Origin of the sequence: Amorphoplanes digitatis (assembly GCF_014205335.1) — a bacterium.
Lineage (GTDB): Bacteria > Actinomycetota > Actinomycetes > Mycobacteriales > Micromonosporaceae > Actinoplanes > Actinoplanes digitatus.
Genome location: NZ_JACHNH010000001.1, coordinates 5099431 through 5124665, shown reverse-complemented (window position 1 = coordinate 5124665; position 25235 = coordinate 5099431). Strand labels below are relative to the sequence as shown.

Genomic DNA, 25235 nt, shown 5'->3' with positions numbered 1-25235 from the left:
ATGTCAACGGAAGGGAAAGGCAACATGCCCAAGACGATCGGGGTGGTCGGGCTCGGCTACGTGGGTCTCACACTCACCGCCGCGCTGGCCACTAAGGACTTCGTCGTTCACGGCTCCGACGTGTCACCCGGCGTTCTGGAGACGCTGTCGCACGGCCGGTCGCACATCTTCGAACCGGGCGTGGAGGAGGTGTTCGCCGAGCACATCGGCACCCGCATCCACGTCGGCACCGAGCTGCCGCCGAACACCGTCGAGGTGGCCGTGATCAGCGTGTCGACGCCCGTCGACGACAACACCCGGCGGCCCAACCTGGCCAACCTCGCGGCCGCCGCCCGCAGCGTCGCGGCCCGCTGCGCGCCCGGCACGCTCGTCGTGGTCCGCAGCACCGTCCCGGTCGGCACCAGCCGGCAGGTCGTCCTGCCGGAGCTGCGCGCGGCCTGGGGCGACGACGTCAAGCTGGTGATGGCGCCCGAGCGGACCATCCAGGGCCAGGCGCTGCGCGAGCTGGTCGAGCTGCCGCAGGTGATCGGCGGCCTGGACGAGGCCAGCCTGCGCGCCGGCGTCGAGTTCTTCTCCGGCCTGGCGCGGACCATCGTGGAGGTCTCCGACCTGGAGACCGCCGAGCTGGTCAAGCTCTCCAACAACTGCCACACCGACCTGATCTACTCGTTCGGCAACGAGATCGCGCTGATCGCCGAGCGGCACGGTCTCGACCCGCTCGAGGTGATCCGGGCGGCGAACGCGGACTACCCGCGGCCCGACCTGTCCAAGCCCGGCTACGTCGGCGGCGGGTGCCTCTCCAAGGACCCGTACATCATGATCGACAGCGCGCACGGGCGGGAGCCGTTCCTGGTCGGCCGGGCCCGCGAGCTCAACGAGTTCATGCCGGTGCACGTCGCCGAGACCGTCGTGGGGATGCTGCGGGAGGCACGCGGCGAGACCCGGGGCGCGCGGCTGGCGGTGCTCGGCTGGGCGTACAAGGGGTGGCCGCCCACCGATGACATGCGCGGCACCCCGATCGCCAGCATGATGCCGGCCTTCTCCGCGGCGGGCATCACCGTCATCGGCCACGACCCGATGGTCACCGACGACGTCATCCGCCAGTACGGCGGCGACCCGGTCAGCCTCGACAAGGCCTTCTCCGAGTCCGACGCGGTGCTGGTCATCAACGACCACCCCGACTACCGGGCGATCAGCATCCCGGAGATCCTCGGCGAGTCCCGGCCCGCGTTCATCTACGACTCGTGGCGGGTGCTCGACGCCGGCGCGGTCACCGCGGCCGGCATCCGCTACGCGGGCCTCGGCTACCTGCCCCGCTTCGACGCCAAGGCGTCGGCATGAGGGCGCTGCTGCTCGGCGGCGCCGGGTTCATCGGCCTGCACCTGGCCCGCCGGCTGGTCGCCGAGGGCCACGACGTCACCATCGTTGACGACTTCTCCCGCGGCCGCGACGACCGCGACCTGTCCGAGCTGCGCGCGGCTCCCGCCGTACAGGTGGTCTCCGGTGATCTGACCGATCCGGCCACCTTCGCCGCGCTGCCGCACGGCTGGGACCAGATCTACCTGCTGGCGGCCGTCGTCGGCGTGCGCAACGTGGAGGCCGACCCGGCCCGGGTGGTGCGGGTCAACACCCTCTCGGCGATGCACCTGCTCGACTGGGTGGCGCCCGGCGAGCGGGTCTTCTTCGCCTCGACCAGCGAGGTCTACGCGGGCGGCGTCGAGGCCGGCGTCGTCGCCGTGCCCACGGGTGAGGACATCCCGGTGATGATCTCCGACATCACCGCGCCGCGCTTCGCCTACGCCGTCAGCAAGCTGCTCGGCGAGGCCGCGTTCCTGCACACCGCGCGCGCGAAGGGCTTCGACGCGGTGGTCGGCCGCTTCCACAACGTGTACGGCCCGAGGATGGGCGCCGACCACGTGATCCCGGAGATGTCCCTGCGGGCGCTGCGCGGCGACGAGGTGTTCAGCGTTCCGGGCGCGGACCAGTTCCGGGCGTTCTGCCACGTCGACGACGCGGTCGAGGCGATGCTGCGGCTGATGGCGGCGCCGGGTGCCGCCGGGCAGATCGTGCACATCGGCAACGACCGGGAGGAGACCAACATCGGCGACCTCGCCAAGCTGGTGCTGCGGCTGGCCGAGGTGAGCCCGGTCGTCGAACCGCGGCCCGCGCCGGCGGGCTCGGTGCCGCGCCGCTGCCCGGACCTGTCCCGGCTGCGCGAGCTGACCGGCTACGAGCCGGCCGTGCCGCTCGAGGAGGGCGTCGCGACCACCTACGCCTGGTACCGCGAGAACGGATGGCCGTCGTGACCCGGCCGCCGATCTGCTTCTACTACGGCGACGGCCACCTGGAGGAGCTGGCGACGTACCCGCGGGTGGTGCTCCAGCCGGACTTCTACAGCCCGCAGGAGCTTGCCCTGCTGGCTGACAAGGGCGTGCAGACCCTCGGCTACCTGACGCTCTCGGAGGACCAGGGTCCGCCCGCGCCGTGGCAGCGCAAGGAGCGCAACCCGGACTGGGGCGGCGCGTTCGTGGAGGTCGGCCACCCCCTGTGGGTGGAGCACGTGGTCGGCCAGGCCAAGGACGCGATGGCGGCCGGGTTCGCCGGGCTGTTCATGGACACCCTCAACGTCGAGCTGACCTGGCCGGAGGACATCCCGCACCTGCTGACGCTGGTCGCGGCGATCCGCACCGAGGCCAAGCCGGGCTATCTGCTGGCGAACCGGGGCTTCGGCATGCTGCCCCAGCTGGCCGAGCTGGTCGACGGCGTGGTGTTCGAGTCGTTCTCGGCCCGCTGGACCGAGGAGGGCTACGCGCCGTGGCCGGCGGACGTGCTGGAGTTCCACGCGCAGATCGCCGAGCAGCTCCTCCAACTGGAGCTGGACCTGTACGCGCTGGACTACGCGGACACGCCGGGTCTGACGGACTTCGCGATGCGCCGGGCGCGGCAGTTCGGCATGCAGTGCGTGGTGAGCGACCGGGCACTGTCCCGGGTGTGAAACGGGTGGGCCCGGCTCCGGCCGGGCCCGCTCGTTGTCCGGAATTGATTGATCGGGCTGTCGGTCAATCGCGACCGCCGATACCAAGTGAGGGCAGGTGATGGACACCGGCACGAAGGGACTTGCTGATGAAGCGCATGAGATGGATACAGGCCGGTGTGGCCCTGGCGGCGAGCGCGATCATGGTCGTCGGTGCGCAGGGTTCCGCCTCCGCGAGCGGCGACGACGTGAGCGTCGACAAGAGCTGGGGCTTCTCGATGTTCTTCACCTACGGTGACGAACTGACGGTCTACGACAGGTCCGCCGACGACCACTCGGTGCACGCCGTGCTCCAGCACCTGGCCTGCGCCAACGTCGCCTGTGACGGCAAGGTCTGGCGGGACCTGCGCGACCACTGCGTCGACACCACCACGACCGGCACCGCCGGCTCCGAGGTCACGACCTGCAACTACGACGTCACCGAGAACCTCGAAGTGCGCATTTGTGCGGCCCGCTACCACGACGGCGTCATCAACGGCGGCTGGTACTGCAGCAGCATGACCAAGTCCTGATTCCGGGCTGACTCACGGGCCGCGTCCCCCAGGGGTGCGGCCCGGTTCCGTCAGAGGTCGTGCCAGGGCGCGGGCCGCCTCCCGGCCGGCGCGGGCCCCGGTGGCGGGGCGCCGGCCGCCTCGGGCGCCGGCCGGCGCGGCATCACGAGCTCCGGCAACGGGACCTCGTCCCGGTCGGCGTCGGGCCGCCGGGGCTCGGCCCAGGGCGGCTGCGTGCTCGGCGGGCTCCAGCCGAGCTCGCGGACCGGCGGCGCCGCCAGGGCCGCGGGGGTCCGGGCCGCGGGTATCCAGATCGGCGGCGGGCCCCACCAGATGACCCGCTCGCGGCCGCGCTGCGGCGCGGGCCGGGCCGGTGCGGCGGCCGCCGGTGCCGGTGCCGGTGCCGCCGGCAGTTCGGGCGTGGCCTGCGGCTCGTGGGTCGCGCTGGTCGCCGGCGCGGTGGCCAGCAGGACGGCCGCGGCGACGGTGACCAGCCCGGCGACCAGGGCCGGGATCTGCCAGCCGGGGCGGATGGCGTCGCCGAGCAGGAGCAGCGCGACGGCCGACGGCGCGACCACCTCGGCGGTCCAGTGCACCGCCGTCACCGGGCCCACCTGGCCGATGCCCAGCGCGTGCGCGTACATCATCATGCCGGTCACGGCGAACATCAGCAGGGCCGCCAGGAGCGGGTCGGTCACGATGTCCATCGGCGCCGCGGGCAGGGCGCGGCCGGTCAGCGCCGCGCCGCCGAGGCACAGCCCGCCGACCGCCGCGCACAGCCCCGCCGAGCCGGTCCTGGTCGCGCCCCAGCCGATCAGCGCCGCGCCGACCGCGGCGGCGCAGAACGCCACCCGCAGCCCGGTGGTCGCCACCACGTCGTGCTGCTCACCGGCCGACAGGGCGAGCACCGTCAGCGCGGCGAGGGAGGCCACCACGGCGGCGACGTCCCGGCCGCGCATCCGCGACTTCAGGATGAACCGCGCGGCCACCACGGTCACCGCGAGCGAACCGGCCAGGATGGACTCGACGACGTAGACCGCCAGCTCACGCAGGGCGATGATCGAGCCGATCCAGGCCATCATGTCGAAGCCGATGCCCGCCAGGTAGAACGGGTGGCCCATGGCCTTCATCGTGCTGGTGGTGCGCCGGGCGGCGACGGCCTGAAGTATCGCCGCGGTCGCGTAGCAGAAGGCGCCGAACACGGTGATCGCCAGCGCGATCGAACCCGCGGCGGTCATCTGCGCTCACCGACCGTCGTTACGTTTCGTGGATCGACCGATCACAATCAGATGATAGGTGGGCTCGCGCCCCGCCGCGACCCCGCTCCGGGGGCGCATCAATGAGCAATTTTCCACCTGGCCTCGGGCCAGAGGTATCTGAGTCGTCGACCGCCGCCGGGAGCTGCCGCCCGGGCCACGTTGAAAAAGGCTCACTCGCCGATCCGCAGCACCGAGATGGTGTCGTCGCCGCCGTTCGTCACGTAGGCCAGGCGCCCGTCGGGCGAGACCGCGACCGTACGCGGGCTGCGGCCGACCTTGACCGTCGCCGTCACCGCGCCGGTGCGTCCGTTCAGGACGGACACCGTGTTGTCGCCCTCGTTGACCACGTACGCGTGCTTGCCGTCGCCGGCGAAGGCCACGCTCTGCGGCTGCTTGCCGACCCGGAACGGCCCCGTGCGCCGCATCGTCTTCGCGTCGATCAGGTCCGCGGTGTCCGCCTCGTAGCCCGCGACCAGCACGGTGCCGCCGTCCGGCGACACGGCGACGCTGTGCGGCGAACGGCTCACCGGTACGGACCGGAGCACCCGGTCGGTGCGCATGTCGATGATCGTGACCGCGTTCGACTCGTGGTTGGCGGTGAACGCCCGCCGCTGGCTCGCGGAGAAGGCCACCGCGTGCGGGTTGGGCGGCACGATCACCTGGCCGTCCGGGCGCTGGTCGGCGGTGGCGTAGATCTCCACCCGGCCCTTGCCGTGGATCGGCACCCAGAGCCGGTCCTCCGGGCAGACGGCCAGGGTGAACGGCTGCACGCCGGTGGCGATGTAGCGCAGCACCCGGCGGCCGGCGGCGTCGACCACGGCCACCCCGCTGCCGGACATGTCCTTCTCGTACATCGACACGAAGACGAGCTTGCCGTCGCGGGAGGTGGTGACGAACCGGGGCGTGTGGCGCAGGGTCACCGCGGTCACCCGCCGGGTGGCGGCGTCCACGACGGACAGGATCCGGGAGCTCTGGTTCGCCACGTACACCGTCCGGCCGTCCGGGGAGACCGCGACGCCCTCGGGCTCGTTGCCCACCCGGATGGTGGCGACCGCGGTCGGCCGGCTGGTGCTCGCCGCGCGCAGTGCGAGCGGCACCCGCGCGAGGGCGGTCGGCGCGGGTGCGGCCGTACCCCGGCCGTCGACCTCCGCGGACAGCGGCGCCGGCGCCGCCGTGACCGGGGTGGCGGGCGCGGCGACCGTCGGCAGCTCGCGCTGCGCGCCGTTGGTCAGCGCCATCGCGACGCCCGCGCCGCCGAGCAGGGCGAGGGTGGTCAGCCCGGCGATGACCACCGCGGCGCCGGCACGCCGGCGCACCGGCGGCGCGGGGAGCACGGTCACGCGCGCCGCGTTACCGCCGCCGACCCCGGCCTCCGCCTGAAGCTGGGCCTCGAGGGCGGCCTGGAACGCGGGCTCCGACTGCGCGACCTGGCCGGTGACGCGTACCTCGGCCCAGCCGGCCGAGCCGTGCACCGTGATCGACCCGTCCAGCCAGTCCGAGCGGGGCTGCCACAGGATGCGCAGGTGGCGGCCCGTCAGCGCGGCGCGCAGGCCGGGGCCGGCGGCGGTGACGGTCGCGGTGGCGAAGGCGAGCGGCGGGCCCTCGACGATGACGTCGGCGACCAGGTGCGGCGTGCCGGCCGCCACCTCGCCGAAGTCCACGCGGTCGGGGTTGAGGCGGACCGCCGTGCGCCCGAGCACCGTCGCGGCGGCGGCGGCGACGGCGCGGCTGTCGTCCTCGGCGAGGCGCCGCAGCGCGAGCTGGGCGGCGCCCGCCATGGCGAGGTCGGAGCTGGTCACGATCTGGGCCAGTTCCCCCACGCCCAGCAGGCGAGACTCCCGGATCGGACTGTCGATCTCGGTCCGTACATGCCTTGGCAGGAATTCTTCACTCATCGTGACCCCTCGATCAGCATGCGGTGACGAGGTGGGTCATGGAAACCCGTTGAGCGAAATTAGCGTTTGCGCATTTTTCGATAAACGGGGCATTGCCGCCGATCGATCACGGTGACTCGGTCGCCGCGGCGGTCAGGATCCGGCGACGAGGGTCGTGCCCTCGAAGACTCCCAGCTCCTCGCGGTACAGCTCGATGCCGACGCCGTTGGGGTCGCGGACGTAGAGGCTGTCGTCCACGCCCCGGTCCGGGCCGAGGTACTTGATCCCGGCGGCGTCGAAGCGCTCCTTGGCGGCCGCGAACTGCTCCGGGCTCACCGACAGCGCGATGTGCTGCACCCCGCCGATCGTCTCCTGGAAGTCCGGGTGGTCGTGGCCGGGGAAGTCGAAGAAGCCGAGCAGGGTGCGGTTGCCGACGTCGAAGAAGAAGTGGCTGGAGCCGGCGTAGTCGCGGTTCTCCACCAGCTCCACCAGCGGGAAACCGATCACGTCCTGGTAGAAGCGGATGGTGGCCTCCACGTCGCGGCAGATCAGCGCGGCGTGGTGGATGCCCCGCCCGGTGGTCGCCGGCCGGTCGGCCGGCGCACGCAGGTAGGCCTCGCGCAGTGCCGCCCGACGCTCGCGTACGGCGTCGAGCTCGGCGCCCTCCGGCTGTGGCATGGCGTGCTCCTCTCGGGTCGGTACGGACAGCCTCGTGTGCCGCCGGCCGGGCCGTCAAACCGGCGCGCGGTACGCGGGCTCACGGCGTGGTCTCCGGCGGCTCCTGGTGCGCGGCGGCCGGCGGCGGCACGGGTGCGCGGCCCCGGGCGGCCGGGGACATCCCCACGGCCCGCACCGGCTCCCCGGCGACCTGCCCGTCCTCGACGGCGGCGCTCGGCGGGCCGCCACGGCGGCGCCGGGACCGGTCCGACATGATCAGGGCGACGGCCAGCAGCGCCACGAAGCCGGCGATCGGCCACCAGCGTGCGCCGGTCGCGGTGCCGGGCGGCGGGCCCGGCGGGAGCACGGGATCCGCGGGCACGACGGCGCCGCCGGTCAGGCTGAGGCCGCCGGTGTCGATCCGGACGGACACCCGGGCCGGCCGGTCCGCAGGGGTGGCGAACCGCACCAGATGGCGGCCCCGCAGCGTGGTCTCCACCTGGTCCAGTGCCGGCACCACCACCGGCGTGCCCGCCGGCGCGAAGAATCCGCCGGTGGCCCGGGCGGCGTCGGCCCAGTACGCGCCGTCGCCGGCGGCGCCGACCACGACCAGCATCGTCTCCGCACGCACCAGCCGGGCGGCGAGGGCCGCCGCGCTCTCCCCGCCCGCGTCGGCGGAGCTCGTGTAGACCACGACCACGCGGGGACCGGTCGCGGCGCCCGGGAACTGCCGCAGCGCGAGCGTCAACGCCGACGAGGTGCTGCGCCGCCCGCCCGCCCGTACCGAGCTCAGCGCCGCGACGACGCCCGCCGGCCCGCGCCCGGGCGGGGTGAGCAGGGCCGGCGGCGACGTGTCGGCGATCGCCGAGGCGCGCGTGCCGGACGGGACCTCCAGGACGAAGCGGGCGGCGGCGCTGAGCCACGCGGGCAGGGCGGGCGCGCCCGCGTCGGAGGCGTCCACGACGAGCACCACCGCGAGGCCGTCGGAGATCACCGGCGTCAGCTCGGCCCGCAGCGGGGCGCCGTCGACGGTGACCGTCGCGGTCCTGGCGGCGCCGGGCACGGCGCTCAGGTCGACCACCAGGCAGGTCCGCTCGGCGCCGGGCAGCACGGCGATGACGGGCAGCGGGATCGCCGCGGCGGCGGGTAGCGGGCCGGCGCACAGGACGACGAGCATCGTCAGCAGGGCCGCCGGCACCCGCACGGCGCGCCGGTCAGGCCGGGGTCGCGTAGACGATGACATTGTCCCGGTAGCTCCTCTGCGACTCGTCGAAGCCGCCACCGCAGGTCACCAGCCGCAGCGTCGGCTCGAGGGTGGGCGCGTAGACCAGGTCGGTCGGGAAGCGGGACTTCGGCACCCGCGACACCTCGGTCACCCGGAAGGCGACGGTGCTCCGGTCGGCGCGGTCGACGTGCACCATCGCGCCGGGCCGTATCCCGGCGAGGCCGAAGAAGACACCCGGCCCGGTCCGGGAGTCGACGTGACCGAGGACCACCGCCGGTCCGGGCTGGCCCGGGCGGGGCCCCTGTGCGTACCAGCCGGCGCGGTCCGGGCGGCCGGGCACCGCGATGGTGCCGTCGGCGAGGCGATCGAGGCGTTGCAGGGTGCTGTCGACGCCGAGCGCGGGGATCCGGAGCCGGACCGGCTCCGCGACGGCCGGGTAGGTGCGCACCGACCGGAACGTGTCGGCCGGTCCGCCCGGCGGCTCGGCGACCGGCGCGACGGCGACCGGCGTGCCCTGGGTCGGGGGACCGGACCGGGCCAGGCCGGTTGTCAGCAGCACCGCGAGGGCGACCAGCAGGGCGGCGCGGGCGATCATCTCAGCGTCTCTCCACGACGCCGGCCATCCCGCCGTCGCCGGTCGCCGCGCCGCCGACGGGCAGCCGGGCCGCGACGGTGGCCCCGAACGCGCCGGCCAGCAGCCGGGCCAGCTCGTACATGTGGTCGTAGGTCTCGGACGCCATCTCCTGCGCGGTGCCGTACTCCTTGGCGGCGAAGGCCTCGGCGTGCCGCAGGAGCATCTGGTCGTGCGCCAGCAGCGCGTCCGTGAGGCTCGTCGAGCGCAGCCGCTTGCCCGTCGCGCCCTCCAGGAACGCGGCCAGCCGGCCCTCGACGGCGTGCAGGCTCGCCCGGGCCTGTTCGCGGCGGGCGGAGTCCCGCGCCGCGGTCGCGGCGGCGTAGGCCACGACCTGGTCGACGTGGTGCGCCCACAGCGACTGGAACTCGCGCGCCGCCGCCGCGCCGAACATGCTGTCCATCGCGGACGCGAGATCGCGGGTGTTGGCGTTGAGCGTCTGCCCCGCGGCGGAGAAGTCCGGGCCGGCGGTGACGGCCGCCCTGGTCACGTCCTCCACCAGCACGACGTGTTCGGCGAGCAGCTTGCCGAGCTGGGACCGCAGGCGCCAGATCGGCGTGCGCAGCGCGGCCGCCTGTTTCGCCGGGAGCAGCGCGGCGGCGACGGTCCCGCCCAGGTCGTAGGTGTGCCGGTAGGACTCCCGGTACAGGCGGTCCGCCGCCGGGTAGTCGCGCGCCGCGTAGGCGTCGGCCTGGTCCAGGAGATGGTCGACGTGCATCCGCATGGCGCTGTTCGCGGCCCGGGTGGTCAGGCGCCCGTGCGAGGCGCCGACGAAGAACCCCGCCAGGTCCTGCTCGTACTCGAGCAGCTCCTCGCGCGCCTCGGCGCGCACGGCGTCGTCCTGATCGGCCAGACCGCCCGCGTAGGTGAACAGCTCGACGACGTGCTCCTGCCACAGCTCCGCGAACCTCTTCGCCGTTGCGGCGCCGAGCAGCTCGCCGAGGAGCTGGGCCATCGCGTCGGTGTTGCGGCCGAGCGCGGCGTTCGCGGACTGGGCGAAGTTCTCGTCGCCGCGGATCCTGCCGCGCATGAACTCCGCGGCCAGCACGGAGTGCTGACCGAGCAGCGCCTGGAGCCGCAGCGCCCGCTCGCCCGCCGAGGGCGCGGCGGCGGCGTGGTCGTGGCCGGCGGGCGTCGGCCGGGGCGGCAGGGCGGTCGCCGGCCCTGTCGGCAGCGTGACGATCAGTCCGAGGCACAGAATCGCGAACCGCCGCCCGTGCCGGCCCTTTCCCCGTATCCGCATCTGCCTCATCGCCCGGCGTCTCGTCAACAGTGGCCGCCGGACCGTGAAGTCCGGTGCCGGCGGTGGCGTCGGGGCCTGACTCTACGCTGGCCGTCCAGGGTGGTCGAGTCCGTCGTCGCGTCCCTCGTGCCGGTCCGCGCGGCCGGATTTCCGCACCGGAACGGCGCTTCGCCACCCGCCGGACGGGCCGGAGTCGCGGTCGGATTTCCGACAACTCCGGGGTCTGCGTCAATTGCACCGGATACCTGCCCGGACGGGCGTGAATCGCGCCGCCCCGCGCAGTACGGTCAGGGTGCAGCAGGCAGCACCGACCTTTCCGGACACGTGGGGTGACGGCATGCCGGGTGTGGGACACCGCGTCGCCGGGCGCTACCTGATCGCCCGCCCGCTCGGCTCCGGCGGCCTGGGCCGGGTCTGGCTCGCCGTCGACGAGATGCTGCACCGGGACGTGGCGATCAAGCAGTGCGCGGCGCCGGACGGTCTCGCGCCGGACGAGCGGGAACTGCTGCGCAGCTGGATGCCGATCGAGGCGCGGGCGGCCGGCCGGGTGAGCCATCCCAACGTGATCCAGATCTACGACGTGCTGCCCGGCGAGGACGAGTCGTGGATCGTGATGGAGTACGTGCCGTCGCGATCGCTGCTGGAGGTGATCAAGGAGTCCGGTCCGCTGCCGGTCAGGCGGGTGGCCGGGGTCGGGCTGGCGCTGCTGGCCGGCCTGGACGCGGCGCACCGGGTGGGCGTCCTGCACCTCGACGTCAAGCCGGGCAACGTGCTGATCGCCGACGACGGGCGCGTGGTGCTCACCGACTTCGGCCCGGCCGTCACCGGCGAGGGGATCGCCGCGCTGGCCCGCCGCGGCATGATCATGGGCTCGCCGAACTACGTCTCGCCCGAGCGGCTCTTCGACGGCGTCGCCACCGCGCAGGCCGACCTCTGGTCGCTCGGCGCGACGCTCTACCACGCGGTGGAGGGCCGGCCGCCGTACGTCCGGGAGACGCCGGAGGCCACCATGCGCGCGCTGGCCGGCAGCGCGCCGGACCCGTACCACCTTGCCGGGCCCCTCGCGGGCGTCCTCGACGGACTGCTGCGGCGTGACCCCGGCGCCCGGATGACGACGGTCGAGGCCGAGGACCGGCTGAGCGTGCTGGCCGGCTTCGCGCCGACGGTGGTGCCGGTCCCCGCCACCCGGCGCCCGGGGCCGGGCCTGGTGGCGCGCGGCGTGGCCGGCGCACGGACGCGGACGCGGGCGCGGTTCCGCGGATCAACGGCGGTGGTCGCCGCGGTGTGCGCCACCCTGGTGCTGGCCGGGCTGGCCGGCGCGGCCGTCCGCCGGCCCTGGGTGGACGACGGCGCGAATGCCCGGCCGGCCCGGGCCGCGCCGGTGCGGCAGGCGGCCCCGCCGCCGTCGCCCTTCGTCCTGCCCCGCGGCTACAGGTGGTGGGACGACCCGAGCGGCTACTCGGTCGCCGTGCCGACCGGGTGGACGGAGCGCCGGGACGCGCCCGGCGGGCGGGTCTTCACGGCGCCCGGCGGGCGGGCGGGCCTGCGGATCAGCCGCTGGGAGCCCGGCACCACGAACCTCGTGGCCGCGCTTATCGACCGGGAGCGGCAGGCCCCGCCCGCGGGCTACCGGCGCGTCCGGATCGAGGCGCTGCCCCGCGGCTCCGGCGCGGTCTGGGAGTACCTGTTCCGCGACCGCGCCGCCGGCCAGGCCCGCGCGCTCAAGCAGGTCGTGACCGTCGACGGCGGCACCTACCTCGTCGAATGGCACACCCCGAGGTCGGCGTGGACCGCCAACCTCCAGAAACTCGCGGTGGTGCTGGACAGCGTCCGGCCGCTGCGCGGCGCCTGAGCGCCCGCCGCCCGGGTGGTCCGCGCCGAGGCGGCGACGTGCACCGGTGGTCGGGCGTAGCTTGTGGAGTGGCAGGCCGTCCCTCCGTCATCCAGCGAGGAGCCACCGATGAACAAGCTCATCAACGACCCGGCGAACGTGGTCTCCGACGCGCTGCGCGGCGTCGCCGACGCCCACCCGGACCTGCGCGTCGACCACGAGCAACGCATCGTCTACCGCGCCGACTCCCCGGTACGGGGCAAGGTCGGCCTGATCTCGGGCGGCGGGTCCGGGCACGAGCCCCTGCACGCCGGGTTCGTCGGCCCCGGCATGCTGGACGCCGCCTGCGCCGGCGAGATCTTCACCTCGCCGGTGCCGGACCAGATGCTCGCCGCGACCAAGGCCGTCGACGGCGGCGCCGGGGTGCTGCACATCGTCAAGAACTACACCGGCGACGTCATGAACTTCGAGATGGCGGCCGAGCTCGCCGCGGCGGAGACCAAGGTCGCCGTCGCCTCCGTGGTGACCGACGACGACGTGGCCGTGCAGGACAGCCTGTACACGGCCGGGCGCCGCGGTGTCGGGGTGACCGTGCTGGTCGAGAAGATCGCCGGTGCCGCGGCCGAGCAGGGCAGGTCGCTGGCGGAGGTCACCGACGTCGCCCGCGCGGTCAACGCGAACGGCCGCAGCATGGGCATGGCGCTCACCTCCTGCACGGTCCCGGCCGCCGGCAAGCCCACGTTCGAGCTGCCGGACGGCCAGATGGAGATCGGCATCGGGATTCACGGCGAGCCGGGCCGCCGCCGGGTGCCGACGGCGTCGGCCGCCGAGGTCGCCGAGATGCTCGTCGGCCCGATCCTGAGCGATCTCGACTTCACCGGCGGCTCCGGGGTGATCGCCTTCGTCAACGGCATGGGCGCCACCCCGATGATCGAGCTGTACGTGATGTACCACGAGATCGCGACGATCCTCGCCAAGGCCGGCGTCACCGTCGCCCGCACGCTCGTCGGCTCGTACATCACCAGCCTCGACATGGCCGGCTGCTCGGTCACCCTGGTCAAGGCCGACGACGAGATCCTGGGGCTGTGGGACGCGCCGGTGCGTACCCCGGCGCTGCGGTGGTGATCCGCCCGCGATGACCGCCACGGTGGGAACCCCGGCACTCACGGCCTGGATCAGGGAGTTCGCCCGGCTGGTCGCGGCCAACCGGGACCTGCTCACGGAGCTCGACTCCGCGATCGGGGACGCCGACCACGGCGCCAACCTGGACCGCGGCATGACCGCCGTGCGCAAAGCGCTGGACGGCGAGGAACCCGGCACCCCGGCGATGCTGCTCAAGCGCACCGGGATGACGCTGATCAGCACCGTCGGCGGCGCCAGCGGCCCGCTCTACGGCACCGCGTTCCTGCGGATGGCCGCGGCGGCGGGCGACGCCGGCACCCTGGACGCGGGGGACTGCGCCCGGATGCTGCGCGCGGCCCTCGACGGGGTGGTCGCGCGCGGCAAGGCCACCGCCGGCGACAAGACGATGTACGACGCGCTCGCCCCCGCGGTGGACGCGCTGGACGCCGCGCTCGCCGCCGGGCGGGAACTCGGTGAGGCCCTGAAGGCCGCGGTACGGGCGGCCGAGGAGGGCACGGCGGCGACCATCCCGATGATCGCCCGCAAGGGCCGCGCCAGCTACCTCGGCGAGCGCAGCGCGGGGCACCAGGATCCGGGCGCGACGTCGGTGACGCTGCTGCTGACCGCCGCCGCGACGGCGCTGGCGGACGGGGTCTGACACCGGTGGTCGGCCTCGTGGTGGTCTGCCACAGCCGCGCGCTGGCCCGCGCCGCGGTGGCCCTCGCCGCGGAGGTGGTGCACGACCGGCCGGTTCCGGTCGAGGTCGCCGCCGGCCTCGACGAGACGACGTTCGGCACCGACGCGGTCGCCATCGCGGACGCCGTCGCCGCCGCCGACCGCGGCGACGGCGTGGTCGTCCTGATGGACCTGGGCAGCGCCGTGCTCTCCGCCGAGCTCGCGCTCGAACTGGTGGCGGACGACCTGCGCGAGCGGGTGGTGCTCTGCCCGGCCCCGCTGGTCGAGGGCCTGGTCGCCGCGGTCGTCACCGCGGCCGCGGGCTTCGGCCGCCGGGAGGTCTGCGACGAGGCCGTCGCGGCGATGGCGGGCAAGCAGTCCCACCTCGGCGCACCGGCGGCTGCCGAAGAGGACCCGGCGGCTGCCGAAGAGGACCCGGCGGCTGCCGAAGAGGACCCGGCGGCCGGCGCCGCGCCCGGGCCGTCCGCCGCGTTCACCGTGACCAACGCGCACGGCCTGCACGCGCGCCCGGCCGCGCGACTGGTCGCCGAGGCCCGCCGGTTCGACGCCGCCGTGGAGATCCGCAACCGCGGCACCGGATCGCCGTGGGTGTCCGCGTCCAGCCTCTCCCGGGTCGCCGTCCTCGGCGCGCTGCGCGGGCACGAGCTCGAGGTGCGCGCGTCGGGTGCGCAGGCGCGGGAGGCGGTCGACGGGGTCGTGGCGCTCGCCGCCCGCGCGTTCGACGAGGAGCCCGCCGAACCGGACGTCGGCGGGCAGGAGGCCGCCGGGGGTCGTTTCGACTCGGCGGCGGACGGCCTCGTCCAGCTCGGACGGCCGGCGTCGCCGGGCATCGGCATCGGTCCCGCCTGGCACCCCGGCGCGGCCGCGCCCCGGGTGCCCGACGTCGCGTCGCGGGGCGAGGCGGCGGAGTGGCGCCGGATCGAGGACGCCCTCGCGGCGGTCCGGCGGGACCTGCACCGGGTCCGCGGCAGCACCGCCCGCGACGCCGGCGAGGCCCACGCGGCGATCTTCGACGCCCACCTGCTGCTGCTCGACGACGCCGACCTGCTCGCCGACGTGCGCGCCCGGGTCGGCGCCGGCGCGAGCGCACCGCGGGCCTGGTCGGCGGCGACCGGCCGGATCGCCGCCGAGTTCGGCGCGCTGCCGCAGGAATACCTCCGGGCCCGGGAGGCCGACGTCCGCGCGGTCGCGGCGCAGGTGCTGCGGGCCCTGCTCGGTGACACCGCGCCGGCGGCGGCGGGTTCCGGCGTGCTGATCGCACCCGATCTCACCCCGGCGGAGGCGGCCGGCCTCGACGCCGGGCAGGTGGCCGGCGTGCTGCTCGCGTTCGGCGGCCCGACGTCGCACGCCGCGATCCTCGCCCGCGCCCGCGGTGTACCGGCGGTCGTCGGCCTGGGCGCGGCGGTGCTGGAGGTCCCCGTCGGCGCGCCCGTCGCCCTGGACGGCGGCACCGGCGAGGTCGTCGTGGCGCCGCCCGATTCCGTGCTGGCGGCGTTCCGGGAGCGGGCCGTCGCTCAGGCCGCGCGGCGCGAACGGGCGCGGGCCCGCGCGGCGGCGCCGGCCGTCACCCGGGACGGCGTGCGCGTCGCCGTCGGCGCGAACGTGGGATCGGCGGCCGACGCGCGCGCCGCCGCCGACCACGGCGCCGACCTGGCGGGGCTGGTGCGCACCGAGTTCCTGTTCCTGCGCCGCGACGCGGCGCCGGACGCGGAGGAGCAACTGGCCGCCTACCGGGAGATCGCGGACGCGCTCGGCGGGCGGCGGATCACCGTACGCACGCTCGACGTCGGCGGCGACAAGCCGCTGCGGTACGTGCCCGCGGCCGCCGAGGACAACCCGTACCTGGGCGTGCGCGGCATCCGGCACTCGCTGGAGCACCCGGCGCTGCTCCGCGAGCAGCTGCTGGCCATCGTCCGGCTGGCGCACGAGGCGCCGGTCAGCGTCATGTTCCCGATGGTCAGCACCGTGGACGAACTGCTGCGCGCGCGCCGGATGCTCGACGACGCCGTCACCCGCGCCGGCGGCGGCGCGCCCGCCGGCCTGCGGGTCGGGATGATGATGGAGGTACCGGCGGCCGCGCTGAAGACCGCCGCGTTCGCGCCGCACGTCGACTTCGTCAGCATCGGCACCAACGACCTGGCCCAGTACGCCCTCGCGGCCGAGCGCGGCAACGCCGCGCTGGCCGGCCTCTCCGACGGCACGGACCCGGGCGTGCTCCGGTTGATCGACGCGGTGTGCCGGGGTGCCGGCGGCCGGGTCGAGGTCGCGGTCTGCGGCGAGCTGGCCGGTGACGAGGCGGCGGTGCCGCTGCTGGCCGGGCTCGGCGTGCGGGAACTGAGCGTGGCGCCGCGGTCGGTGCCGGGCGTCAAGGAGGCCGTCCGCGCCACCGGCCTCGACGTCGCCGCCGACGTCGCGGCGCGGGCGCTGGACCTGGCCGACGCCGCGGCCGTGCGCGCCCTGCTGGCGGACGCCGGCCGTTGACATAAGTGTTAACGGTCACATAGATTCATGTAACTATGATTGCCACGCTGTTCAGGGCCCTTGCCGCCGCGCTCGCGACGAGCGCGACGGTGCTCGCCCTCACCGGGGTACCGGTCCGCGCGGCCGCCGTGACGATCACCAACGCGACCCAGTTCACCGACACCACGGGCGCCGTCGTGCACGCGCACGGCGGCGGCGTGATCAAGGTCGGCGGCTATTACTACTGGTTCGGCGAGAACCGCAATGCCGACAACACCTTCCGGTACGTCTCCGCGTACCGCTCCACCGACCTGCGCACCTGGGAGTTCCGCAACCACGTGCTCACCAGCGCGTCCGCCGCCGAGCTGGCGTCGGCCAACATCGAGCGGCCCAAGGTGATCTACAACGCCGCCACCGGCCAGTTCGTCATGTGGATGCACAAGGAGACCGCGACCGACTACGGCCAGGCCCGGGCCGCGGTCGCGGTGTCGGCAACGGTGGACGGCGCGTACAGCTACCGGGGCAGCTTCCGGCCGCTCGGCACGCACATGTCGCGCGACATCACGGCGTTCGTCGACGACGACGGCACCGGCTACATGGTCTCGTCCGCCAACGAGAACCGCGACCTGAACGTCTACCGGCTGAGCGCCGACTACACCGGCGTCGCCGCACTGGTGCGCAGCTGGCCCGGCGACGTCCGGGAGGCGCCGGCGCTGTTCAAGCGCAACGGCGTGTACTTCATGCTGACCTCCGGCGCCACCGGCTGGAGCCCCAACCAGCAGAAGTACTCGTCGGCCACCTCCATCACCGGCACCTGGAGCGCCTGGCGCAACGCCGGCGACGCGACCGCGTACGGGTCGCAGACCGCGTACGTGCTGCCGGTCGCCGGCACGTCGGCCACCTCGTACCTGTACCTGGGCGACCGGTGGGGCAACTCCATCGGCGGGACGGTGAACGACTCCCGCTACGTCTGGCTGCCGCTGCGCTTCCCGAGCGCCACCACCCTGGCGCTGGACTACTACCCGTCGCTGATCGTCGACGCGGCGGCCGGCACGGTGACCGGTCCGCCGGGCTCCTACCTCAACGTGGTGGCGCGCCACTCCGGCAAGTGCGTGGACGTGGTCGGCGCGGCCACGACCGATGGGGCCGAGGTCATCCAGTACACCTGCGGCGCCGGGATCAACCAGCAGTGGCGGCGCGTCGACCTGGGCAACGGCTACGTGCGCCTGGAGGCCCGGCACAGCGGCAAGTGCCTGGACGTGGCCGGTGCGTCCACCGCGGACAACGCCCGCGTCCTCCAGTACGCCTGCGGCGCGGGCACCAACCAGCAGTGGCAGGTGCAGGACGCCGGCGGCGGCTATCAGCGGTTCATGGCCCGCCACAGCGGCCGCTGCCTCGACGTGATCAGCGGCGGCACCGCCGACGGCGTCCGGCTCATCCAGTACGCCTGCGGCACGGGCGCCAACCAGCAGTGGCTCAGCCGGACGCCGTGACGGCCGGCGGCGGATCGAGCCGGACCGTCAGGACGTAGGAGATCGCGACCGCCACGATCACCAGCGGCATGACCGGGAATCCGTCGGTGCCCAGGAAGATCGTGGTCAGCAGCACCGCGGTCAGCGGAAGCCGGAGCATTCCCACCGTCATGGCCCCGATGCCCATGGCGGCGCCGGGCACGAGATCCAGCCCGGGCAGCAGCGACAACAGGATCCCGAGGGCGGCGCCGACGAACATGGCCGGGAAGATCGGCCCGCCGCGGAGGCTGCTCATCGACACGGCGTAGGCGAGCGCCTTGGCCGCGACCAGCAGCAGCAGCGCGGCGGCCGAGTAGGTGGCGCTGTTCTCGATCAGGCCGGGCAGCGCCTCCTGGCCGGAGAACAACACGTCGGAGGCGTCCTTGCCGGTGCTCGCGGCGTACCCGATCGCCAGCGCGGCAACGACCAGGCCGGCCAGCGGCGTCAGCAGCACGGGCCGGCGCTCCGAGTGTTTCCGCAGTGCCCGGGCCAGCCACCGGATACCCACGCAGAGCGGGGGAGCGGCCAGGCCGATGACGATGGCCCACCCGAACTCGCTCACCGTCGGCGCCACCACCGTCGGCAGGTCGGGTATCGCCAGCGAGAACTGGCCGAACCCGGTCAGCTCGTCAAGCCCGGTGAAGATCAGCGCGCCGATGCCGGCGCCGAGCAGCCCCGGCACCAGCACCAGCGACGCCGTGGCACCGCCGAGGCCGGACGCCTCCATCAGCAGGAACGCACCGGACAGCGGCGAGCCGAGCAGCGTGCTGATGGCGGCGAAGCTGCCCGTGGCGGCCACCGCCGCGCCGGCCTGCGCCGGCAGGTCGCGCCGGGCCAGGTGCGCGGCGAGGTACGCGAGCCCGCCGCCGAGCGCCACGAGCGGCCCCTCGGGCCCGACCACCGCGCCGAGGCCGATGCCGGCCGTCGCCGCGATCGCGATCCCGGGCAGGGCGCGCGGCTCGGGCAGCCCGCCCGGATGGAACCCGTCGACGGGCGACTCGCCGCCCCGGCCGGGCAGGTACCGGACGGTGAGCCCGACGATCGTGCCCGCCGCCACCAGCGGCACTACCGGCCACCAGAGCGGTGTGTCGGCGAATCCGAGCCCGTGCGGCAGGTCCGTGTACGCCCAGCCCTGCACGAGGGCCAGCAGCTTGAGGAACCCGTACGCGACGACGGCGATCGGCACACCGAGGGCCGCGGCGAACACCAGCAGCACGACGTAGCGGCGGCTGCGCAGCACCGCGACGGGATCGACGCTCATCACCCCTCCTCGGCCAGGCGGTCGCGCTGGTCCAGGGTGTACACCAGGACCAGGGCGGGCCCGACCAGCAGCACCGCGACGGCGAACCACACAAGCACCCAGCGCATCGTGGCCGGGGCGCCGGCACCCTGCTCGATGGTCAGGCCGAACGGCAGCAGGTACGGGTACTGCGCCACCGCCCAGGCCAACACCAGCGCGGCAACGCCGACCACCGCGGCCGGGCGCAGGCCCCGCCGCCGGCCCGGCGTCGCCAGCCAGAACGTCGCGCCGAGCGCCAGCACACCGATCGTCAGCAGCGGCCAGCCGCGCCCGACCAGCAGGTCGAACATCCGTCGCTGGTCGAAGTAGAGGGCCGTCAGCGCGGCGACCCCCGTCAGCAGGCCGGCGGCGCCGGCGACCCGCGCCCTGGCCCGGAACCAGGCCTCGAGCTCCGGCAGGCCCCGCCGGCCGGCCTCGGCCGCCAGGTAGCCGGCGGCGACGAACGCGCCGGTGACGACCGCCAGCAGGCCGACCAGGACCGCGGTGACCGTCAGCGGGGCCGGCCCCGTCGCGGCCGGCGGCACCCCGCCGGTCATCAGGGCGCCCAGCGTCAGCCCCAGGCAGAACGGGGTGAGTACCGATCCGATCCCGAACAGCCATCCGGCCAGGTGGCGCCCGCCGGAGCGGGCCGCGTCCTTGCGCACCGCGAAGCTCGCACCCCGCAGCACGATCCCCACGGCGGCCAGCGTGAGCGGCGCGAACAGCGCCGTCATGATCGCCGCGAACGCCGGCCCGAACGCGGTCCAGCACAGGATCAGCATGAAGATCAGCCACATGTGGTTGACCTCCCACACCGGGGTGACCGCGGCGTCGATCAGCGCCCGGCGCTGCCGGCCGCCCGCCCGGCCGCCGGCCGCCAGGTCCCACAGCCCGGCACCGAAGTCGGCGAGGCCCGAGCAGGCGTACAGCGTCATCGCGAGGACGATGATGATCGCGACGGCCTCGGCGGTGCTCATCGCGCGGCCGCCCGGCCGGCGTCGGGCGGGACGGCGGGGCGCGGCCCGTACGGCACGGCGTCGTCCGGCGTCTCGTCGTCGCGGCGCCACCGCCGCGACATGGCGCGCAGCGTGGCGACGGTCGCGGCGCCGACGACCGTGTAGAGCAGCACGATGACCGTGAAGCTCACCCAGACCCCGTCGGCCCGGGTGACCGCGTCCTCGGTGCGCAGGTGGCCGTAGACCACCCACGGCTGGCGGCCGACCTCGGTGACGATCCAGCCGGCCTCGAGGGCGACGTAGGTCAGGACACCCGCGCCGGCCGCGGCGTACAGGAAGAGCCGGGAGCGTGGCACGTCGCGCCGCCGCAGGTAGGCGATCGCGAACCACACCACCAGCAGGAACAGCAGCGTGCCGATGCCGACCATCACGTCGAACGCCCAGTGCACGACGTTGACGTTGGAGGGCCGCTCGTCGAGGGGGAACTGCGACAGCCCGGGTACGACGGTGTCCGTGCTGCCGCCGGCCAGCCACGAGTCGAGCCCGGGAATGCTGATGCCGCCGTGCACCGTGTTTGTCGCGCTGTCGTAGCGGCCGAACAGGATCTCCGGCTGGTGGCCGCCCGGCTCGGTCACCACCTCCATGGCGGCGAACTTCGCCGGCTGGTCCGCCAGGACACCGGCGGCGGCCAGGTCGCCGGTCACGAGCTGGAGCGGGGTCGCGATCGCCGCGACCGTCAGCGGGATCAGGATGCCCAGCCGGTGGTACCGGTCGCGGTGGCCCCGCAGCCAGCCGACGACATAGACGGACGCGACGGTGAAACCGGCGGCCATGTACGCCGCCGGCACGAAGTGCGACAGCTCGTACGGCAGCGCGGAAGTGAAGATGGCCGCGCCCGGGTCGATGTCGGTGATGCCGCCGTCCGCGGCGACGGTGAAGCCGGACGGCGTGTTCATCCAGGCGTTCGCCGAGATGATGGAGAACGTGCCCGCCAGCGCGACGAACGGTATCGGCAGCCCGAGCAGGAAGTGCGTGCGGGGTCTCAGCCGCCGCCACCCGTAGACGTACACCGCCATCAGGATCGCTTCCAGGAAGAACGCGACGCCCTCCATCGCGAACGGTATGCCGAACACCTCGCCGAACCGGCCGGTCAGGCCGGGCCACAGCAGGCCCATCTCGAACGACAGCACAGTGCCGGACGCCGCCCCCACGGCGAACGTGAGGGCCGCGACGTGCGACCAGCGCCGGGCCAGCTTCGAGGCGACGGCGTCGGCGCGGCGCAGGCCCTTGTACTCGGCGATCAGCATCAGGGCCGGCAGCGCCACCCCGATCGGCACGAAGATGATGTGGAACATCAGCGTGAACGCCATCTGCTGGCGCGCCGGGAGCAGCTGCGCGGGCTCCGCCAGGAAAGGCTCGGCCAGCACCCTCAGGCCGCTCACGGTGTCCTCCCCTCCGACGCGGCATGGCGTCACAACAATGTCGCCTCGGCGCCGGGGCGGGTCATCGTCCGGGCCGGATGAAAGACGCACGCGCGCCGCCGGCGCGCGGGCCAGGACTCATCCACCACGGGTGACGTTCGGTAACGCGCCACGCCCGATGCTGTTCCCGGACGACACTGAGATTTTGCATGAGCCCGGATGGGAAAGGCGGCTTCATGGCACGCGATCCGCGCTCCGCGGACGTCCTGGTCATCTTCGGCATCACCGGAGACCTGGCCAAGGTGATGACGTTCCGGTCGCTCTACCGGCTGGAGGCCCGCGACCTGCTCGACTGCCCGATCGTCGGGGTCGCCGTCGACGACTGGACCCGCGACGACCTCGCCACGCACGCCCGCGCCGCGATCGAGGCGGCCGGGGAGAAGATCGACGATCAGGTGTTCGACCGGTTCCTGGCGCGGATCTCATACGTCGCCGGCGACTTCGCCGCCGCGGCAACGTACGGGCGGGTGGCCGACGCGATCGGCGGCGCCCGGACGCCGGTCTTCTACCTGGAGATCCCGCCGTTCCTGTTCGGCCGCGTCGCGCAGGGCCTCGGCGACGCCGGCCTGATCCGCGACGGCCGGGTCGTGGTCGAGAAGCCGTTCGGCCACGACCTGGACTCCGCGCGGGCGCTCGCGGCGGAGATACACCAGCACGTCGACGAGTCGCAGCTTTTCCGCATCGACCACTTCCTCGGCAAGATGGGCCTGGACGAGCTGCTGTACCTCCGGTTCGCGAACACGATGCTCGAGCCGGTGTGGAACCGCAACTACGTCGAGTCCGTGCAGATCACCATGGCCGAGAGCTTCGGCATCGCCGACCGCGGGCACTTCTACGACCCGGTCGGCGCGCTGCGCGACGTCGTCGTCAACCACCTCATGCAGGTGCTCTCCGCCGGCGCCATGGAGCCGCCGGCCGGGCCCGACATCAGCCTGATCAAGGACACCCAGGTCGCGTTCTGGCGCGCCGTGGTCGACGCCGACCCCGCCCAGTACGTCCGCGGCCAGCACGACGGCTATCGCGACGTGCCCGGCGTGGCGGCCGACTCGACCACCGAGACCTACGCGGCGCTGCGCCTGGAGGTCGACAACTGGCGCTGGTCGGGCGTCCCGTTCTTCATCCGTACCGGCAAGCTCCTGCCGGTCACGCAGACCGAGTTCCGCCTCGTGTTCAAGCGCCCGCCGCGGCTCGGGCTGCGCCCGCGCGGCGAGTGGTCCCCCGACCGCAACGACCTCGTGATCAAGCTGGACCCGTCGACCGGCATCCGGATGGGCCTCCAGGCGCACCGGACCGGCTCGCGTCGTCCCGAGCCGATCACCCTGGACATGGACTTCGCGCAGCAGGGCGGTGACGCGCCCGAGCCGTACGAGGTGCTGCTGCGGGCCGCGATGGCCGGCGACGGCACGCGTTTCACCCGGCAGGACGGCGTCGAGGAGACCTGGCGGATCCTCCAGCCGTTGCTGGACTCGCCGCCACCGGTGCACCCCTACGCGCCGGGCTCGTGGGGTCCGGCCGCCGCGGCGGCGCTGACGGCCGACGTGGGCGGCTGGCGCGGCCCGTGGACGACCGTCTGAGGCATTTGGACAGAACTGAGCCCGTACGAGGCGAGTTGCGGCAGACCAGACGGTCGGCCGTCGCGCAAGTCCGAATCGGACCGTACTGAAAACCGTGTGACCCCTTACGTACTTTGGGTGACGAATCTAGGTTGCTGGATGTCGGAGTCCATCGTTACCGGAGGGGAGAACACATCGTGGTGTCTCGCTCGTTACGCCGCCGCCTGGGCGGCATCGCCGCCGCGGCGGTCCTGCTGGGGGCGTTCGTCGTCGCCGGACCGGCGCAGGCGACGTCCAGTGGCAACGGGGTCAGGCAGCTCACCAAGGCCGTCACCCTGGGCGGCGTGCTGCGCCACCTGACGGCGTTGCAGGTGATCGCGTCGCACAACGGCGGCAACCGGGGTTCCGGGCTGCCGGGATTCGACGCGAGCGCGGACTACGTGGCCACCCTGATGCGCCTGGCGGGATACCGCGTCACCCGCCAGCCGTTCCAGTTCAACTTCTGCGAGGACACCGCCTCGTCCTTCGCCCAGAACGCGCCCGCGCCGATCACCTATGTGGACCAGCAGGACTACGACGTCATGACCTGCTCGGGCGGCGGAACGGCGACCGGCGCGGTGGTGCCCGTCGACCTCCAGCTGACCACGCCGAACGCCAGCACCTCCGGCTGTGAGGCGGCCGACTTCGCCGGCGTGGCGGGCAACATCGCGCTGCTGCAGCGCGGCACCTGCCCGTTCGGCCAGAAGGTGGCGAACGCCGAGGCCGCCGGTGCCATCGGTGCCATCGTCATGAACCAGGGCAACACGACCGGCGCCGACCGCCAGGATCTCTTCCTCGGCACGCTGGGCACCCCGGTCGGCATCCCCGCCATCTCGATCTCGTACCCGCAGGGCGTCGCGTTCGCCGGCACGCCGGGGCTGAACGTGACCGTCTCGGCCGAGACCATCGCCGAGGTGCGCAACACCGAGAACGTCATCGCCGAGTCGCGCTACGGCAACCCCGACGAGGTCGTCATGGTCGGCGCGCACCTGGACTCCGTGCCGGGCGGGGCGGGCATCAACGACAACGGCTCCGGCAGCGCCGGCATCCTCGAGGTCGCGCTCCAGATGCGCAACTTCAAGACCAAGAACAAGGTGCGCTTCGCGTGGTGGGGCGCCGAGGAAGCCAACCTCGTCGGGTCGACGTTCTACGTGAACGGCCTCAGCGCCGAGGAGCACGCGAAGATCGCCCTGTACCTGAACTTCGACATGATCGGCTCGCCCAACTACCAGTTCGGCGTGTACGACGGCGACAACTCGGCGGGCGAGGGCGCGGGTCCCGGCCCGGCCGGCTCGGCGCAGATCGAGGCGGTCTTCGAGGCCTACTTCGCCTCCCAGCACCAGGCCACCGCGGCCTCCGACTTCACCGGCCGCTCCGACTACGGGCCGTTCATCGCCACCGGCATCCCGGCCGGCGGCCTGTTCACCGGCGCGGAGGTCGACAAGACCGCGGCGGACGTCGCGCTCTGGGGCGGCATCGCGGGCCAGCCGTACGACCCGTGCTACCACGACCCCTGCGACAGCCTGACCCCCGAGCGCAACGGCGCCGACGCCGCGGTCTACGCCCAGCTCCGGCGTGTGTACCACCTGTTCGGCAACGTCAACACGTTCGCCATCGACAAGAACGCCGACGCCGTCGCCACCGCGGTAGCCACGTTCGCGCACGACACCTCGTCGATCCCGCCGCGCGCCCCGGTGGCGGCGGCGCTGGCGGCGGCGGCGGCCGCCCCGGCGCCCGCGCAGACCGCTCAGGGTGACTGGATCGGGTGACCACGCCCGGCCCGGACACGGTGCCGGGGCCGCCCGCGCGGCGACCCCGGCACCACCGGGTCAGCTCAGCAGCTCCGGCAGGGTCAGGTTCGCCACCGACTCCGCCGAGGGCAGGCCCCGGCGC

20 protein-coding genes are annotated in these 25235 nt (G+C 74.0%); 11 read left to right on the top strand and 9 right to left on the bottom strand.

Features of this window, described 5'->3' with window-relative positions; translation table 11 throughout:
• Nucleotides 1-24 precede the first annotated feature (24 nt).
• The 4 genes from BJ971_RS22370 to BJ971_RS22355 all read left to right on the top strand — a co-directional run bounded on the left by BJ971_RS22370 (nt 25) and on the right by BJ971_RS22355 (nt 3546).
• Nucleotides 25-1341 (top strand): nucleotide sugar dehydrogenase, encoded by a 1317-nt coding sequence (locus tag BJ971_RS22370; protein ID WP_239087417.1) that lies wholly within the window; start codon nt 25-27, stop codon nt 1339-1341.
• Nucleotides 1338-2306 (top strand): NAD-dependent epimerase/dehydratase family protein, encoded by a 969-nt coding sequence (locus tag BJ971_RS22365; RefSeq protein WP_184995186.1) that lies wholly within the window; start codon nt 1338-1340, stop codon nt 2304-2306. Before BJ971_RS22370 ends, BJ971_RS22365 begins: the two co-directional genes overlap by 4 nt.
• Nucleotides 2303-2995, top strand: coding sequence for a putative glycoside hydrolase (locus BJ971_RS22360; RefSeq protein WP_377921528.1), 693 nt, complete (start codon nt 2303-2305; stop codon nt 2993-2995). The genes BJ971_RS22365 and BJ971_RS22360 overlap by 4 nt, the downstream gene beginning before the upstream one ends.
• A gap of 128 nt (nt 2996-3123) precedes the next feature.
• Nucleotides 3124-3546: a hypothetical protein gene (locus BJ971_RS22355; protein ID WP_184995184.1), complete on the top strand. Its 423-nt coding sequence runs from the start codon at nt 3124-3126 to the stop codon at nt 3544-3546.
• 50 nt (nt 3547-3596) lie between these two features.
• Here BJ971_RS22355 and BJ971_RS22350 read toward each other — a convergent pair whose 3' ends face one another.
• The 6 genes from BJ971_RS22350 to BJ971_RS22325 form a co-directional block, all read right to left on the bottom strand.
• On the bottom strand, nt 3597-4763 hold the full coding sequence (locus BJ971_RS22350) for a hypothetical protein (RefSeq protein WP_184995183.1): 1167 nt from the start codon (nt 4761-4763) through the stop codon (nt 3597-3599).
• 191 nt (nt 4764-4954) lie between these two features.
• Nucleotides 4955-6679 (bottom strand): YncE family protein, encoded by a 1725-nt coding sequence (locus BJ971_RS22345; protein WP_184995182.1) that lies wholly within the window; start codon nt 6677-6679, stop codon nt 4955-4957.
• Nucleotides 6680-6811: 132 nt separating this feature from the next.
• Complete coding sequence (locus tag BJ971_RS22340; RefSeq protein WP_184995181.1) at nt 6812-7336, bottom strand: VOC family protein; 525 nt, start codon at nt 7334-7336, stop codon at nt 6812-6814.
• A 79-nt stretch (nt 7337-7415) separates the two neighbouring features.
• Nucleotides 7416-8519, bottom strand: a complete 1104-nt coding sequence (locus BJ971_RS22335) for a vWA domain-containing protein (protein ID WP_184995180.1) — start codon at nt 8517-8519, stop codon at nt 7416-7418.
• Nucleotides 8520-8529: 10 nt separating this feature from the next.
• Nucleotides 8530-9135: a class F sortase gene (locus tag BJ971_RS22330; RefSeq protein WP_184995179.1), complete on the bottom strand. Its 606-nt coding sequence runs from the start codon at nt 9133-9135 to the stop codon at nt 8530-8532.
• A gap of 1 nt (nt 9136) precedes the next feature.
• Nucleotides 9137-10414: a hypothetical protein gene (locus BJ971_RS22325; RefSeq protein ID WP_239087416.1), complete on the bottom strand. Its 1278-nt coding sequence runs from the start codon at nt 10412-10414 to the stop codon at nt 9137-9139.
• 337 nt (nt 10415-10751) lie between these two features.
• Between BJ971_RS22325 and BJ971_RS22320 the strand changes: the two genes are divergently transcribed.
• The 5 genes from BJ971_RS22320 (at nt 10752) to BJ971_RS22300 (ending at nt 18016) form a co-directional block, all read left to right on the top strand.
• The gene (locus BJ971_RS22320) at nt 10752-12266 is read left to right on the top strand and encodes a serine/threonine-protein kinase (protein WP_184995178.1); all 1515 of its coding nucleotides are present in this window, start codon (nt 10752-10754) and stop codon (nt 12264-12266) included.
• Nucleotides 12267-12374: 108 nt separating this feature from the next.
• Nucleotides 12375-13370 carry a dihydroxyacetone kinase subunit DhaK gene (gene dhaK / locus BJ971_RS22315; RefSeq protein ID WP_184995177.1) on the top strand — a complete coding sequence of 332 codons (996 nt, stop codon included), beginning with the start codon at nt 12375-12377 and terminating at the stop codon, nt 13368-13370.
• Nucleotides 13371-13380: 10 nt separating this feature from the next.
• The gene (gene dhaL / locus BJ971_RS22310) at nt 13381-14025 is read left to right on the top strand and encodes a dihydroxyacetone kinase subunit DhaL (protein ID WP_184995176.1); all 645 of its coding nucleotides are present in this window, start codon (nt 13381-13383) and stop codon (nt 14023-14025) included.
• 5 nt (nt 14026-14030) lie between these two features.
• A complete protein-coding gene (gene ptsP / locus BJ971_RS22305) occupies nt 14031-16544 on the top strand; it encodes a phosphoenolpyruvate--protein phosphotransferase (protein ID WP_184995175.1) in 2514 nt (837 codons plus the stop codon).
• 35 nt (nt 16545-16579) lie between these two features.
• Nucleotides 16580-18016 (top strand): RICIN domain-containing protein, encoded by a 1437-nt coding sequence (locus BJ971_RS22300; protein WP_184995174.1) that lies wholly within the window; start codon nt 16580-16582, stop codon nt 18014-18016.
• On the opposite strand, the gene BJ971_RS22295 is transcribed toward BJ971_RS22300, so the two are convergent.
• From BJ971_RS22295 to BJ971_RS22285, 3 genes are read right to left on the bottom strand one after another with little or no spacing between them, the layout of a single operon-like run.
• Nucleotides 18000-19295 carry a chloride channel protein gene (locus BJ971_RS22295; protein WP_184995173.1) on the bottom strand — a complete coding sequence of 432 codons (1296 nt, stop codon included), beginning with the start codon at nt 19293-19295 and terminating at the stop codon, nt 18000-18002. The genes BJ971_RS22300 and BJ971_RS22295 overlap by 17 nt on opposite strands.
• Nucleotides 19295-20290 (bottom strand): cytochrome d ubiquinol oxidase subunit II, encoded by a 996-nt coding sequence (locus tag BJ971_RS22290; protein WP_184995172.1) that lies wholly within the window; start codon nt 20288-20290, stop codon nt 19295-19297. The genes BJ971_RS22295 and BJ971_RS22290 overlap by 1 nt, the downstream gene beginning before the upstream one ends.
• Nucleotides 20287-21711: a cytochrome ubiquinol oxidase subunit I gene (locus BJ971_RS22285; protein ID WP_239087415.1), complete on the bottom strand. Its 1425-nt coding sequence runs from the start codon at nt 21709-21711 to the stop codon at nt 20287-20289. Before BJ971_RS22285 ends, BJ971_RS22290 begins: the two co-directional genes overlap by 4 nt.
• Nucleotides 21712-21926: 215 nt before the next feature.
• Between BJ971_RS22285 and zwf the strand changes: the two genes are divergently transcribed.
• Nucleotides 21927-23324 carry a glucose-6-phosphate dehydrogenase gene (zwf, locus tag BJ971_RS22280; RefSeq protein WP_184995171.1) on the top strand — a complete coding sequence of 466 codons (1398 nt, stop codon included), beginning with the start codon at nt 21927-21929 and terminating at the stop codon, nt 23322-23324.
• A 176-nt stretch (nt 23325-23500) separates the two neighbouring features.
• Nucleotides 23501-25111: a M28 family peptidase gene (locus BJ971_RS42670; protein ID WP_184995170.1), complete on the top strand. Its 1611-nt coding sequence runs from the start codon at nt 23501-23503 to the stop codon at nt 25109-25111.
• Nucleotides 25112-25235: the final 124 nt, after the last annotated feature.